The following is a 14,200-nucleotide window of genomic DNA, read 5'->3' on the forward strand; positions in this document are numbered from 1 at the left end:
AATGTCACGACACGAGGCATGCCACAACAGGTCACAGCAGGCCACGCCGAACCAACATTACGCACAGTTACCAAACTGGCTGGGGTCTCACGCCCACCCCGGTTAACTTCGAAGACCCCGGATCCCAGGCCCCAGGCCCAGCCGGATCCGCTGCCGGCAGCAGCCAAGATCACCTTTGCCGGGCTCCTCCCACTTCTGACAGCCGGAATCTGGGGTAGGTGGCTGGCGCCGCGGGCAGCACGCAGGCTCGGCCAACCGTCGCGACTCGCGGTGAAACTGGCCCTCTTCGTCGCCACCGCGATGCTCCGGCGAGCGCCGGTTATCCGCTCTGGGCACTACTCTTCGTGATCTTCCTGGTCGCGACGACGGTGTCCGCGCAGATCCTCACGCCGCACCAGGGAGCCGGTGTTTAGATAAGAGTCCCACCTGAGCCAGCCGTGACGCATCGAGGCGTGGAATAATTCTTCCATGAAAGCCGCGGTCCACATCACGTGTCAACTGATTTCTTCCGGTCGGAGAACGGCGAAAATTCGAATACCGGCTGGCCGGGTAACTGTCACGATGTCGGCATGGTGACGAAACCCGGAAAAGAGGATCCGGCCGAGTACGGCGACCGGATCGCAGATGTCTACGACCGGTGGCATCTCGTGGGTTCCCAAGTCGAGGAGATCGGCGCGGTCGTCGACTTCCCCGCGGAACGGGCCGGCGACGGGCCGGTACTGGAACTCGGAATCGGGACCGGGCGAATCGCCCTGCCGCTGGCGGCGCGTGGAATTCCGGTAGCCGGGATCGACGCCTCCGAGCGCATGGTTGGGCGGCTGCGGGCGAAACCCGGCGGCGCGGAACTGCCGGTGACGATCGGGGATTTCGCCGACATCGACGTTCCAGGAGGTTCGTTCAGCCTCGTCTACGTCGTGTTCAGCACATTCTTCGCCCTGCTGACCCAGGCTGACCAGGAACGGTGTTTCGCCTCGGCCGCCGCCCGCCTGCGGCCCGGCGGGGTGTTCATCCTGGAGGCGTTCGTACCGGAACTCTCCCTGTTCGACCGCGGGCAGGACCTCCGGGTCACCACGACCGCCGACGACGAGACCCGGTTGAACACCGCGATACTCGACCGCTCCACCCAGCGGATCCATAGCCGCCACATCGCCATCACCGACCACGGCATCGACACCTATCTCCGGTGGAGTTGCGCCACGCCTGGCCCGCCGAGCTCGATCTCATGGCTCGGCTCGCCGGCCTGGCACTGGTCGACCGGTACGGTGGCTGGGATAGTGCGCCCTTCACCGCCGCCAGCACCGTCCACATCCCCACTTGGCGCAGGTCCTGACCCGGCGCCCCCGGACCCGAGCCGGCCCGGACCTCGGCCAGCCTCGACCGGGGCGGATCCCAGACCTGGCGCACCTCCCCGGTTGGGCACCTCCCGAGACGGCGAGGAACCGTCAGTCGATCCAGTCACGGGGCCAGTGGATCTCCTCGGCCGTAAGGCGGGGCCGGTCGGTCAGGGACCAGGGCGCGTCCAGGTCTTCCTGGACGACGGAGAACAGTCCATGGTCAAATGGCTCCCCCGGCGCCGGGGCGACCTGGACCAGCCGTTCCCGCACCCCGGCGCGCTGATGTGTCAGCGCCCGGTGATGGCAGTAGGGATTGTTGCCGGCGCGGCCGAAGAAAGTGTGGGCGGTCCAGGTGCAGCCGCCGCGGCAGACGTCCGCGTACGCACAGCCGCGGCAGAAGCCCCACAGGTTCTCGACCGCGGCCGGCGTCCCCGCCGCCATGTTGACCGCCAGCTCGGGAGCGTCACGCAGCAGATCGGTGAGGCTGCGGTCGCGGATGTTGCCCCCGGCGTAGTCCCGGGTCGGCAACGAGGGGCAACCCTTGATCGTGCCGTCCGCCTCGATGCCGAGCGTGGACAACCCGGCCTGGCATCCCGCCCAGAAGGCCGACCCCTCGGGAGAGCGCAGCAGCCTTTCGTAAGGGCCGTAGTAGCCAACGTTGTTGCCGGCATGGACGCGGATGCCGTCCCGGCGGGCGCGACGCGCGATCCGGGCAAGCATCGGGAACACCTCGAGCAGCTCGACCGGCTGGAGCAGGAGCTCGGCGTGGTCGGCCGCGTTGCCCATCGGAACGGTCAGCTGCCACTGCCAGGCGACGACGCCCGCGGCCCGCAGCCGCCGGTACAGCTCGGGCAGTTCGGATGCGGTCAGACGATTGATCTGGGTGTTGCAGGTAGCCTCGACGCCGGCGGCGCGCAGCCGTTCCATCGTCGTGAAACACGGCTGCCACGAGCCCTTCCGGCCGCGTAAGCGATCGTGGGTGGCGGCCATCCCGTCCACCGACACCGAGCACTGTTCGACACCCGCCGTGCGCAGTCCGCGCGCCATGGCCGCGCTCATCCGGTATCCACCCGTCGTGACCGTGCATCCCATGCCCCGGCGGGTGATCTCGGCCGCGATCGTCAACCAGTCGCGGCGCAGGAACGCCTCACCGCCGATGAGCGTGACTTCGTCCACGCCGACCGCCGCGAGCTGCGCCACGACGTCGAGCGCCTGCTCGGTCGTCAGCTCCGCGGGCCGCCGGTCACCGACGCGCGAGCCGCAGTGCCCGCAGGCGAGATTGCACGCCAGGGTCAGCTCCCAGACGGCGTACGTCCGGCGCGGCGCCGTCCTCCTCGACCGGAGAGAACCGGGTGGACCGGGTGGACCGGGCGCCTGAGCACGTGCCACGGGAACGAACCCGGTCATCTCGGATCCGTCACCTTCGGAACAGGCGACGCAGCCAACCCCGCCGAGGCCCGGAAAACCACTGATCCCGGTCGGGCTGGGGCGGCGGGAGCGGTTGGAGCGGTGGGCCGCCGTACACGGGCGTCGCGATCGGAAGCTCGCCCGTGCCCCAGGCTGGCCCCGCGGACTGCGGCGGCGGGTAGAGCCCGGGAGGCGGCTGGGCCGACGACCACCGGCCGGATGCTTCGAGGGTCGTCTCGGTGGACTCCTCCGCGGCCAGTCTCTCGGCGATGTCCTCAGCCCGCCCCGGGCCGACCTGCGCAGCCCAGGAGGGCCCTCGTGGCAGCCGCGGGTCCGCCGGTTCATCCTTCGCCATCCCCCACCTCCACCGACATCATCGCCGAAAGAGCCCGCACCGGCCATCGGCACCGTTCACCGACCATCGGCACTGTTGCATCCCGGGAAGGCACGGCATGCTAACCGCTCAGGGTCGACTGGAGCGATCCCGATCCGCTTTCTTGTCAGAGTTCACCTAACGAGCCGTCCGGCTCGCGCTCATCCCCGCTGTCACACGCACAGGCTGGTAGCGCAACCGCTCGCGTCAGACCTCGACGGTCAGATCTCGACGACGGCCTGGGCGAACTGGGACTGGTACAGCCGGGAGTACGGGCCGCCAGCGGCCAGGAGTTCGGTGTGGGTGCCCTGTTCGACGATGGCTCCGTTCTCCATCACAAGAATGGTGTCCGCGTCCCGGATGGTCGACAGTCGATGCGCGATGACGAACGCGGTCCGGCCCGCCCGCAGGGTCGACATCGCCAGTTGGATGAGGACCTCGGTACGGGTGTCCACCGAGCTCGTCGCCTCGTCGAGAACCAGGATCAGAGGTTCCACGAGGAAGGCACGGGCGATGGTGATCAGCTGCTTCTCCCCGCCACTCACGCCGACCCCCTCGTCGTCGAGCACGGTGTCGTAACCCGCGGGAAGGGTGCGGATGAACCGGTCGACGTGCGCGGCGCGGGCCGCCGCCACGATCTGCTCCTGGGTGGCGCCCTCCGCACCGTAGGCGATGTTCTCCGCGATCGTTCCGCCGAACAGCCAGGTGTCCTGCAGGACCATGCCGATGCTGGCCCGCAGTTCATCCCGGGACATCGCCGCGACATCGACCCCGTCCAAGGTGATCCGTCCGCCGGTGACCTCGTAGAAGCGCATCAGCAGGTTGATCAGAGTGGTCTTGCCGGCACCGGTCGGCCCGACGACCGCGACGGTGTGACCAGGTTCCGCGACGAGTGACAGGTCCTCGATCAACGGCTTGTTCGGTTCGTAGCGGAAGGAGACGTGTTCGAAGGCCACCCGGTCACGAAGCCGCTCCGGATGCGCCGGAACCGCCCGGTCGGGTTCCTGCTCGACGGTGTCGAGCAGGTCGAACACCCGCTCCGCGGAGGCCACCCCGGACTGCACCAGGTTCGCCATGCTGGCAACCTGGGACAACGGCTGGCTGAACTGCCGAGAGTATTGGATGAACGCCTGGACGTCACCGATCGACAGCGAGCCGGACGCGACCCGCAGGCCGCCGATCACCGCTACCAGCACGTAGTTCAGGTTTCCGATGAACAACATCGAGGGCTGCATGAGACCGGAGATGAACTGCGCGCGCCAACTGGCAGCGTAGAGCCGCTCGTTCTGCTCACGAAAGATCTCCGCGGATTCCTCCTGCCGGCCGAACGCCCGCACGAGCGTGTGCCCGGTGTACATCTCCTCGATATGGGCGTTGAGACCACCGGTGATCCGCCACTGAGCGACGAACTGGGGCTGAGCCAGCTTGCCGACCCGGGTCGCCACCATGATCGACACTGGCACCGTGACCAGCGCGATCAGGGCGAGGATCCAGGAGATCCCGAGCATCATCGACAGCACGCCCACGATCGTCAGCGTCGACACGACGATCTGCGACATGCTCTGCTGCAGGCTCTGCCCGAAGTTGTCGATGTCGTTGGTGACCCGGCTGAGCACCTCGCCTCGCGGCTGACCGTCGAAGTAACGGATGGGCAACCGCGAGATCTTCGCCTGGACGTCGCGGCGCAGATCACTGATCACTCTCTGCAGGACCAGGTTCGCCAGCCGGGCCTGGAGCACACCGCACAGCCCGGACACCGCGTAGACGAGCACGACCCCCAGCAGCACGACACCGATGGCATCGAAGTCCAGGCCATGACCGGGGGTCACGTCGAGCGAGGCGAGCAGGTCCGCCTGGGTGCCGTGGCCGGTGGCACGCAGCTGCGCGACCGCCTGCTCCTTCGTGCTGCCAGCGGGCAGCCGCCGGCTGAAGATCCCCGCGAACACCAGGTCGGTGGCGTGGCCGAGCAGGCGAGGACCGATCACGCTCAGACCGACACTCAACGTCGCCAGGACCACGACGGCGATCATCAGGTGACGCTGCGGTCGCAGCAGTCCGAGCAGTCGGCGGCTCGAGGCGGCGAAGTCCATCGACTTCTCCGTCGCGCCCGGGCCTATGAAGAACCGAGCGGGCCCGGCCGTCGGGGCCGGGCCGCGGCGCGGTACCGGTACCGGGCTGCTCATGCCGCCTCTTCCTCGGTGAGCTGGGAGAGCACAATCTCGCGGTACGTGGTGTTGTCGGCCATCAACTGCTGGTGGGTGCCGACGCCGACCACCTCACCGTGGTCCAGCACGATGATCTGATCCGCATCCCGGATGGTGGCGACCCGCTGAGCAACGATCACCACGGTCGCGGCGGAGGTCTCGTAGGCGAGCGCCCTGCGCAGACGGGCGTCGGTGGCGTAGTCGAGGGCCGAGAAGGAGTCGTCGAACAGGTAGATCTCCGGGCGGTGAACGAGCACGCGGGCGATGGAGAGCCGTTGGCGCTGGCCGCCGGAGACGTTCGTGCCACCCTGGGCGATCGCGGTGCCGAGACCGTCCGGCATGGCTTCGACGAAGTCCTTCGCCTGCGCAATCTCCAGCGCGCGCCACAGTTCGTCTTCGGTGGCGTCCGGATTTCCGTAACGCAGATTGGTCGCGACGGTGCCGGAGAACAGATACGGCTTCTGTGGAACCAGGCCGACGGTCCGGGCGAGCAGCGCCGGGTCGAGATCGCGGACGTCGACGCCGTCGACGAGGACGGCACCCTCGGTGGCGTCGGCCAGCCGCGGGACCAGACCGAGCAGCGTCGTCTTGCCGCTACCGGTGCTGCCAATGATGGCTGTGGTCTGACCCGGCCGGGCGCACAGGCTGATTCCGCGCAGGACCGGCGCCTCCGCTCCCGGGTAGTGGAACCCAACGCCCCGCAGTTCCAGGTCACCGTGGCGGCGCAACTCCCGCACCGGGTTCTGCGGTGGCAGGACCGTGGAGTCGGTCTCGAGCACCTCCTGGATGCGCTCCGCGCACACCTCGGCGCGGGGAATCATCATAAACATGAAGGTGGCCATCATCACCGACATCAGGATCTGCATCAGGTAGCTGAGGAAGGCCGTCAGCGCGCCGATCTGCATCTGGCCGGCGTCGATACGGTGAGCACCGAACCACAGCACGGCCACGCTCGAGAAGTTGACCACGGTGAGCACGAGCGGGAACATCAACGCCATGAGTCGACCGAACCGCAACGAGACGTCGGTCAGTTCGGCGTCAGCCACCGCGAACCGGCGCCGCTCATAATCGTCCTGGACAAAAGCGCGGATCACCCGGAGTCCGGTGATCTGCTCCCGCAGGATCCGATTGACGGTGTCCAGGCGCTCCTGCATCGCCCGGCCCAGCGGCCGCATCCGTCGCACGATCAAGATGATGATCACCGCGAGGACCGGAGTGATCGCGACGAGCAGGAGCGAGAGCCCGGCGTCCTGATTGACCGCCAGGATGATGCCGCCCAGGCACATGATCGGCGCGGAGACCATGAGCGTGAAGCTCATCAACATCAGCATCTGCACCTGCTGCACGTCGTTCGTGGCCCGGGTGATCAGTGAGGACGCACCGAAGCGGCCGACCTCCCGCGCTGAGAACGACTGGACCCGGTCGAACACCGACGCCCGGATATCCCGACCGAGCGCCATCGCCGTCCGGGCTCCGAAGAAGACGGCGGCGCCGGCGCAGACGATCTGCACGACGCTGACACCGAGCATGAGTCCACCGATACGCATGATGTAGCCGGTGTCGCCGATGACCACTCCACGATCAATGATGTCAGCGTTGAGGGTGGGGAGGTAGAGCATGGCGATCGTCGCCACCAGCTGCAGAAGGACCAGTATCGAGATCGGCCGGCCGTAGGGGCCGAGGTGAGCCCGCAGAAGTCGGATCAGCATACGGTCCCTCTCGGTGGCGGCTGGTGGTCGAACCGGTAGATCGCGACAACGGTGGGTAACCACATTGCAAACGTGTTGCGACCCTACGACGTCAACCCAACATCAGGTCAAGGCATTTTCAGTGCCACGCACTGGAGAGTTGGGGGCCAGTGCCACGCACTGGAGACATGGCAGCTACCTCATGCCGGATACCTGCCGGGGATGTCGGCGAGCGGTGCGGGTCCGCCGAAGAGGTTGCCCTGGCCGAGGTCGCAGCCGCTGTGCGCGAGGGTGGCGGCCTGCTTCGCGTCGGTGATGCCGGTGCCCAGCAGTGAGATGCCCAGCCCGCGGATGGTGGCGAGGAACGCCGTGCGCAACGTGCCGTCGTTTTCTTCTTCCCCGGGGGTGCGGCCGTCGGTCAGCGATTCGGTCAGCTGCCGGGTGGCGGTGGCGTCGAGCACGATGATCTGGACGGGGAGTGGCAGAAGGGGATCGAACGAGAGGTCCTCGGCGCTGGGACAGATGATCGCGAGCCTGATGCCTCGTGCGGCCAGTCCGCGCAGCGCCCGCAGGGCGGCCTGATCGGTGTGGTGCGTCGCGCCGACGACGCGGAGCACGAGAGCATCGGGTGGCAGGTGGTGGACGGTCAGGGCACTGACCACCTCGGTCGTGAACCAGGCGTCAGCGGCATCGATGATCGAGACGGGGATGTGGAGGGCCACCTCCGGATGGCCCGTGCTTCGGTAGCGGCCGAGGTCACGGCAGGCCCGGTCGAGCAGGATGTGCTCCAGGGCGGGGGCCAGCCCGGTCTGCTGGGCGGTGGGGATGAGACGGTGGTGGGGAGCGGGTCGGGAGGACGGGTCGTCCCACCGAAGCGCCGCCTCGACACCGACGGTCCGACCGGTGTGGAGCTCGATGATCGGCTGATAGCTGACGTCGAGGGTAGCGCCGCCATCCTCGCCGCGTACGGCGTGGGTGAGGCTGGTGCGCAGGGCATCCTCGGCGCTGGCGGGGCACAGCTCCGGCCGGTACACCACCAGGGTGCCCTTACCCCGCCGTTTTGCGGCATACATGGCGGAGTCCGCCTGTTTCAGCACGCTTTCCGCAGTGGCCTGAGTGCCGGGGTCGACAACGACCAGCCCAATGCTGGCCTGGATTGTATGAACCGTTCCGGCGAGTACCAAGGGTACGCGGAGTGTTTCCAGGATCCGCCGCCCGATGGACTCGGGGTCGACGCAGCCACCTTCCAGTAGGACCGCGAACTCGTCGCCGCTGATGCGGGCAACCGTGTCGGTGGTACGGGCGCAACTCGTCAGCCGATCCGCGGTTACGCGAAGCAGGTCGTCGCCGGCCGCGTGCCCGAATCTGTCGTTGACGCTCTTGAAGTCGTCGAGGTCGCAGAACAGTAGTGCAAGCTGCGTATTGTCCTGCGTATTGTCGTGGAGGCGCCGGGCAAGTCCGCGTTGCAGTCGGGCCGTCAACAGCGTGCGGTTCGCCAGGTCGGTCAGCGGATCGTGCAGGGCCTGGTGGTGCAGCTGTCGTTCGCGGGTGTAGCGGTGGGCGTTGTCCAGGCACAGCGCCGCGCGGGCGGCCAACTCCTCGGCCAGGGCCAAGTCGTCGTCCTCGTAGGGCTCTGGTTGCCGGGAGCGGTAGAAACTGGCCACCCCGAACATTACGTCGCGGGTGGACAGGGGAACGGTGATGAGCGAGTGGATCCCCTGCGCGAGGAGTCGCTCGACGCGTTCGGGGTCCTGGGCCTGCCAGCCGGGAGCGGCGTGCAGGTCGGCATCAAGCACCGCCCGCCCGCTGGCCAGGCACCGGGCCTGCGGCGTGGAGGGCAGGAAGCTGATCTGGTGACCGACCGGGTAGAGGGCGAGGCCTTCCTGGATGCCGTGCAGGGCGGCGCGGCGCAGCAGTGCGTTCGGACGCAGCAGTGCGGTCGGATGCAGCGAGTCCTCGCCCCGCAGGACAGACTCCGCCAGGTCCACCGTGACGACGTCGGCGAGTTCGGGCACGGCTGCCTGGGCCAGTTCCTCGGCGGTCCGGGTCACGTCGAGGGTGGTCCCGATGTGCATACTGGCCTCGTACAGCAGGGTGAGGCGTCGCCGTGCCGCCACCGCGAGACGGCCGATTCCCTGTTCCCCGATGGCCAGCAGCGACGCGCCGATGGCGGGCTGCCGGCTGGCCGGGGGGGTACTGGCCGGGGGGGTGGCGTCGAGTGCACTGGCCGGCGGGCGCGGCATCGGCCTGGGCGCGCCGAGCGCGGCATACGGCAGGAAAAGCCCCGGCGCCGACGGGGCACCGGCGTCGGCCCCCTGCGGCTGGCTGTTGAGGTGCCCTGCCACGGCCGCGGCGCTGGTCATAAGGCGACGGGGCGGCCCGAAGGGAAAGGCGACCTCGACGGCCAGTCCGGCCACCGCGGAATGCGTCTGTACCTTCCTGCACACCAGCGTGGCGGTCTGACCGTGCGGCAAGGATACCTCGCTGACGGTCGGGCGGCCCGCTGCGATCAGTTCAGCGGCCTTCTCCTGCAAAACCAGCCGAATATCACGCTCGATCTCGATGCCGGACCCGGCCTTGAGATCGAGCGGAAACTGTGCGCCGCCAGCCGGTATCCGCATCCGGTGTTTGGCCTGCCGGTACGCCAGGAGCAAGGCCCGTTCCCGCTCGCTCGCCTGTTCCAGCAGCCGATGTTCGATGGCGCGGCCAGCCTCCCCCACCATGGCTTCCGCCGACGGATTCGCCTCGGCGAGCCTGCAGATGAGGCTGAACACGCCCTCGATGCGCCCGCTGAGGGGGTCGCGGACGGGAACGGATATGCACGCGTCCGGCTGGTAGAGGTCAGCGAAGTGCTCGGCGCCCGAGACCCGGGCGGGGCGCCTTTCCACGAGTGCGAGGGCTACGGCGCTGGTGCCGACCAGGTGCTCGGCGACGCAGAACCCAGGGTGTAGGCCGAAGGATGCCTCACCGACCCGGTGCGCCAGTATTCTTGCCTGGTCGTCGGTGAGACACACGCACACCCAGGTCCCGGCGATCGTGGATGCCAGTCGGTCGAGCACCGGGTCGGCCGCGCGGACCAGGCGCGTATCCAGGTCAAGATCCGGATCATAGACGGGGGAGCACCGGTCCGGGCTCACGTTCAGTACCTGGCTGCGCCACCACGAACCCAAGATCGCGTTTTGTGGGCCTTCCGCTACCAGGTCACCGGCTACCAGGTCACCGGTCAGGAATAGTTCCCGCAGGTGAGCGTTGTTACGCTGCGCAAGGTCATCCCAGATGTCCACGATGAGTTCACCTACCTCCTCGGGATCCCCAGGGGTTTCCGCCTCACCCTGGCCTGCGCGCACATTCCACACCATCGAATCTACTACACCATTGTAGGCCTGCTGCCGCCTGCGGAATGCTCCGATCTGCGAGCGACGCTTGATATGAGACCGGTATAAGCACGTATGCGATGCTGGCGACGCTACCGGTGGAGCGGGACGCCCTAGTCGATCATGCCGTTGTGATCATGCAGCCGGCGTTCTGTTCGCGCGACGGCGCGGCACGGTCCGAGCACGCTCGACCTGCCGCAGCGGCTCAGAATGCCGCGCGAGCTCCGACGGCGGGGGTGTCGACGTCCACGATCTCCTTACCCAGGGGCAGCAGCGAGACCGGGATTAGTTTGAAGTTCGCCAGGCCGAGCGGGATACCGATGATGGTGAGGCAGAGTGCCAGGCCGGTGGTGAGATGTCCCAGTGCCAACCACCAACCGGCCAGAAGGATCCACAGCACGTTTCCGATCAGAGACGCCCCGCCAGCGCCGGGTCGGTCGACAATGCGCCGTCCGAACGGCCACAGTGCGAAGTTCGCCATCCGCAGAGCGGCGATCCCGAAGGGGATCGTGACGATGAGAATGAAGCACACGAGCGCCGCGAGGGCGTAACCGACGGCGAGCCAGAAACCACCGAATACCAACCAGATGACGTTGAGCACGAGGCGCATGAGCTGACCCGCTCTCTCTCCCGATCCGACACCGGGATCTCCGACACCGGGATCGTGGTGAACGCCGATGGCAAGCCTGCCGGGAACATCGACGCCACTCCTGACGCCACTCGTCGATCAGCACTGAACTTTATCGTACCAATCGGGTCCAGGTCGTCCGGGCACGGTCGTCCGGGCACGGTCATCGGAACTCGCGATGACGCACCGTCAGGTACACCACGACGATCTGCCCCCGGGATGCCATCGCAAACAGAGTGGATGCCACGCGGCCCGGCACGTTCCGGCCCGGCTCGCTACTGTCGTGGCAGCAGTCCATGCCGGCATGTCGCGTCCGCACGAACGCAGGTGACGTACGCCGCCGCCGGGCACAGGCAGCGTCCCGGCCACGGTCGTCGGTATCCAGGAGGTGATCCGGTTCGGGCAGCTCAACCGGCTCCCGCCTGCCGTGGACACGAGGTGTTGCCCCGGTTACCTCTCTCGAGAGCGGAAATGATGCGCGGATGACCGATATGCAGGCATTCGACCACGTGATCGATCTCGTCGGAAACACACCGCTGGTCCGGATCACACCGACGATCGAGACGACGCCGACGCCGGTGCTGGCAAAGCTGGAGTACCTCAATCCCGGTGGATCGGTGAAAGACCGGGTGGCGCTGACCATGGTCTCCGCCGCCGAGGAGGCCGGGCTGCTTCCGCCTGGTGGGACCATCATCGAACCTACCAGCGGAAACACCGGTGTCGGTCTGGCCCTGGTGGCGGCCCGGCGGGGCTATCGCTGCGTGTTCACCATGCCTGACAAGATCAGCGAAGAGAAACGGGCCGTCCTGCGCGCCTACGGCGCCGAGGTCGTCATCTGTCCGACAGCAGTGGCACCCGACGACCCCCGCTCCTACTACTCGGTGGCCCGCCGGCTCGTCCGCGAGACTCCCGGTGGTTGGAGCCCGGATCAGTATTCCAACCCGAACAATCCCGCTGCGCACCACGCTACGACCGGGCCGGAGATCTGGCAGGCCACGAACGGTCGCGTCACCCACTTCGTCGCCGGCATCGGGACCGGCGGGACGATCAGTGGAGTCGGCCGTTATCTCAAGGAGGCGTCCGGCGGAACCGTGCAGATCGTGGGCGCGGATCCGGAGGGTTCGGTCTACTCCGGTGGCAGCGGCCGACCCTACCTCGTCGAAGGCGTCGGGGAGGACATCTGGCCGACGACCTACGACAAGACGGTCGTCGACCGGGTGGAGGCGGTCAGCGACCGCGACTCGTTCCTGATGACGCGCGAGCTGGCCAGGAAATGCGGGCTGCTGGTGGGCGGGTCAGGCGGACTCGCGGTGGTCGTCGCCCTCCGGGTCGCTCGCGAGCTCGGCCCGGACGACGCCGTCGTGGTCCTGCTTCCGGACTCCGGCCGCGGATACCTGTCGAAGATCTTCAACGACGAATGGATGTACGAGTACGGCTTTCTGGAGCCACCGTCGAACGAGCCGACCGTCTCGGACGTCCTGCGGAACAAGACCGAACAGACCAGTGGTCCCCCCGATCTGGTGCATGTCCACCCGGCCGAGACAGTCGGTGCCGCCATCTCCTACCTGCGCGAGTACAATGTGTCGCAGATGCCGGTGGTGCGGCACGAACCGCCCCTGCGGGCGGCGGAGGTCGCGGGTTCCGTCATCGAGCGGCATCTGCTCGCGGCGGTCTTCGCCGACCGGTCCGCCATCGACGATTCGGTCGCCGATCATCTGTCGCCGTCGCTTCCGATGGTGGGTACCGGCGAGCCACTGGCCCGGATCGTCGCGGTGCTCGGGGACGAACCCGCGGTGCTGGTACACGACGAGGGTAATCCCGTCGGCATCCTTACCCGTGCCGACCTGCTGAGTTTCCTGGCCGTCCGCTAGATCGGCACCGATCATCGAGGAGGCCCTAGCGTGGCGCCATGCCTATGGAGCAGCCCACTGAGGGATTCGAGACCATCGCGATCCATGCCGGCCAGGAGCCCGATCCCATCACGGGAGCGGTGGTGACGCCGATCCACCAGTCCTCGACGTTCGCCCAGGATGGCGTGGGTGGGCTTCGGAGCGGTTACGAGTACAGTCGTTCGGCGAATCCGACCCGTACCGCGCTGGAGACCTGCCTCGCCGCACTGGAACGCGGGACGGTCGGCCTCGCTTTCTCCTCCGGCATGGCGGCGACAGACGCCCTGCTGCGAACTGTCTGCCGGCCCGGAGACCACGTCATCATCCCGGCGGACGCCTATGGCGGCACCTACCGGCTCATTGCCCGGGTGCTCGCCGACTGGGGCGTCGACCACACCAGCGTCGATCTCACCGACCTCGATGCGGTGCGAGTCGCGATCCGTCCGGGCACCACGCGGCTGGTGTGGTGCGAAACCCCGACCAATCCCATGCTGTCCATCGCCGACATCGTCGCTCTCTCGTCGCTGGCGCATGACGCGGGGGCGCTGCTAACAGTCGACAACACGTTCGCCTCGCCCTACCTGCAGCAGCCACTGACCCTGGGTGCGGACGCGGTGGTGCATTCCACGACGAAGTATCTCGGTGGCCACAGCGATGTCGTCGGCGGCGCGCTCGTGGTCGGCGATCCGGACCTGGGCGCCCGGCTACGATTCCTGCAGAACGCGGCCGGCGCCGTCGCCGGCCCCTTCGACAGCTGGCTGGTACTGCGCGGTGTCAAGACGCTCCCCATTCGGATGGACCGGCACTGCGACAACGCTCGGCGTATCGCGGCCGAGCTCACCACGCACCCCGCCGTCGGGACCGTCCGCTACCCGGGTTCGACCGGGCATGCGGGTCACGGCATCGCCGCGAAGCAAATGCGTGACTTCGGGGGAATGGTCTCGTTCACCCTTCGGGCCGGCCCCCGCGCGGCCGTGGAGGCATGCGGCCGGACCAGGCTGTTCACTCTCGCCGAGTCGTTGGGTGGGGTGGAATCCCTGATCGAACATCCGGCGAGCATGACCCATGCCTCGGTGGAGGGCTCACCGCTCGCGGTACCCGCGGACCTGGTTCGGCTCTCGGTCGGGATCGAATCGGTGGACGACCTCGTCGCCGATCTGCACCAGGCGCTGCGCGGGCTTTCCGACAGATCCGCGTAGCCCGGCCCCGATTTCGGGAGTGGCGGCTTCTGGCGCACGCGCCCGGTACGGAAGGGCGAACCAGCGAAAAAGTCCAAACCTTAACCCACAGGGGACGTAATGAA

General features: G+C 67.7%; 10 protein-coding genes and 1 pseudogene. 5 read left to right on the forward strand and 6 right to left on the reverse strand.

What is annotated here, in order from left to right; translation table 11 throughout:
* Window positions 1-18: 18 nt before the first annotated feature.
* From AC08OU_RS13750 to AC08OU_RS13760, 3 genes and pseudogenes are all read left to right on the forward strand, one after another.
* Window positions 19-348 carry a YrdB family protein gene (locus tag AC08OU_RS13750; RefSeq protein ID WP_476605062.1) on the forward strand — a complete coding sequence of 110 codons (330 nt, stop codon included), beginning with the start codon at window positions 19-21 and terminating at the stop codon, window positions 346-348.
* A 221-nt stretch (window positions 349-569) separates the two neighbouring features.
* Window positions 570-974 (forward strand): annotated as a pseudogene (locus AC08OU_RS13755) (class I SAM-dependent DNA methyltransferase); the annotation flags it as partial.
* 209 nt (window positions 975-1,183) lie between these two features.
* Entirely contained in the window at window positions 1,184-1,330 is a 147-nt protein-coding gene (locus AC08OU_RS13760) for a hypothetical protein (RefSeq protein WP_462186624.1), read from the forward strand.
* A gap of 112 nt (window positions 1,331-1,442) precedes the next feature.
* Here AC08OU_RS13760 and AC08OU_RS13765 read toward each other — a convergent pair whose 3' ends face one another.
* The 6 genes from AC08OU_RS13765 to AC08OU_RS13790 all read right to left on the reverse strand — a co-directional run bounded on the left by AC08OU_RS13765 (window position 1,443) and on the right by AC08OU_RS13790 (window position 10,990).
* Window positions 1,443-2,741: a radical SAM protein gene (locus AC08OU_RS13765; protein ID WP_476600267.1), complete on the reverse strand. Its 1,299-nt coding sequence runs from the start codon at window positions 2,739-2,741 to the stop codon at window positions 1,443-1,445.
* A gap of 10 nt (window positions 2,742-2,751) precedes the next feature.
* Window positions 2,752-3,096 (reverse strand): hypothetical protein, encoded by a 345-nt coding sequence (locus tag AC08OU_RS13770; protein ID WP_476605059.1) that lies wholly within the window; start codon window positions 3,094-3,096, stop codon window positions 2,752-2,754.
* A gap of 239 nt (window positions 3,097-3,335) precedes the next feature.
* The gene (locus AC08OU_RS13775; RefSeq protein ID WP_476600269.1) at window positions 3,336-5,297 is read right to left on the reverse strand and encodes an ABC transporter ATP-binding protein; all 1,962 of its coding nucleotides are present in this window, start codon (window positions 5,295-5,297) and stop codon (window positions 3,336-3,338) included.
* Complete coding sequence (locus AC08OU_RS13780) at window positions 5,294-7,027, reverse strand: ABC transporter ATP-binding protein (protein ID WP_476600271.1); 1,734 nt, start codon at window positions 7,025-7,027, stop codon at window positions 5,294-5,296. Before AC08OU_RS13780 ends, AC08OU_RS13775 begins: the two co-directional genes overlap by 4 nt.
* Before the next feature lie 179 nt (window positions 7,028-7,206).
* Window positions 7,207-10,365 (reverse strand): putative bifunctional diguanylate cyclase/phosphodiesterase, encoded by a 3,159-nt coding sequence (locus tag AC08OU_RS13785; RefSeq protein ID WP_476605060.1) that lies wholly within the window; start codon window positions 10,363-10,365, stop codon window positions 7,207-7,209.
* Between the two features lie 220 nt (window positions 10,366-10,585).
* The gene (locus tag AC08OU_RS13790) at window positions 10,586-10,990 is read right to left on the reverse strand and encodes a YccF domain-containing protein (protein WP_476600274.1); all 405 of its coding nucleotides are present in this window, start codon (window positions 10,988-10,990) and stop codon (window positions 10,586-10,588) included.
* Window positions 10,991-11,499: 509 nt separating this feature from the next.
* On the opposite strand from AC08OU_RS13790, the gene AC08OU_RS13795 reads away from it, so the two are divergent.
* Both AC08OU_RS13795 and AC08OU_RS13800 read left to right on the forward strand, forming a co-directional pair.
* On the forward strand, window positions 11,500-12,879 hold the full coding sequence (locus tag AC08OU_RS13795; RefSeq protein ID WP_476600283.1) for a cystathionine beta-synthase: 1,380 nt from the start codon (window positions 11,500-11,502) through the stop codon (window positions 12,877-12,879).
* A 38-nt stretch (window positions 12,880-12,917) separates the two neighbouring features.
* Entirely contained in the window at window positions 12,918-14,096 is a 1,179-nt protein-coding gene (locus AC08OU_RS13800; protein WP_476600276.1) for a cystathionine gamma-synthase, read from the forward strand.
* Window positions 14,097-14,200 lie beyond the last annotated feature (104 nt).

The organism is Frankia sp. CcMO1 (assembly GCF_977945845.1).

What these genes read in the sequence shown, in the direction of transcription:
- AC08OU_RS13750 (WP_476605062.1), top strand. Translation starts at nt 19, where the DNA reads ATGCCACAACAGGTCACAGCAGGCCACGCCGAACCAACATTACGCACA.
- AC08OU_RS13765 (WP_476600267.1), bottom strand. Translation starts at nt 2,741, where the DNA reads ATGACCGGGTTCGTTCCCGTGGCACGTGCTCAGGCGCCCGGTCCACCC.
- AC08OU_RS13770 (WP_476605059.1), bottom strand. Translation starts at nt 3,096, where the DNA reads ATGGCGAAGGATGAACCGGCGGACCCGCGGCTGCCACGAGGGCCCTCC.
- AC08OU_RS13775 (WP_476600269.1), bottom strand. Translation starts at nt 5,297, where the DNA reads ATGAGCAGCCCGGTACCGGTACCGCGCCGCGGCCCGGCCCCGACGGCC.
- AC08OU_RS13780 (WP_476600271.1), bottom strand. Translation starts at nt 7,027, where the DNA reads ATGCTGATCCGACTTCTGCGGGCTCACCTCGGCCCCTACGGCCGGCCG.
- AC08OU_RS13785 (WP_476605060.1), bottom strand. Translation starts at nt 10,365, where the DNA reads ATGGTGTGGAATGTGCGCGCAGGCCAGGGTGAGGCGGAAACCCCTGGG.
- AC08OU_RS13790 (WP_476600274.1), bottom strand. Translation starts at nt 10,990, where the DNA reads ATGCGCCTCGTGCTCAACGTCATCTGGTTGGTATTCGGTGGTTTCTGG.
- AC08OU_RS13795 (WP_476600283.1), top strand. Translation starts at nt 11,500, where the DNA reads ATGCAGGCATTCGACCACGTGATCGATCTCGTCGGAAACACACCGCTG.
- AC08OU_RS13800 (WP_476600276.1), top strand. Translation starts at nt 12,918, where the DNA reads ATGCCTATGGAGCAGCCCACTGAGGGATTCGAGACCATCGCGATCCAT.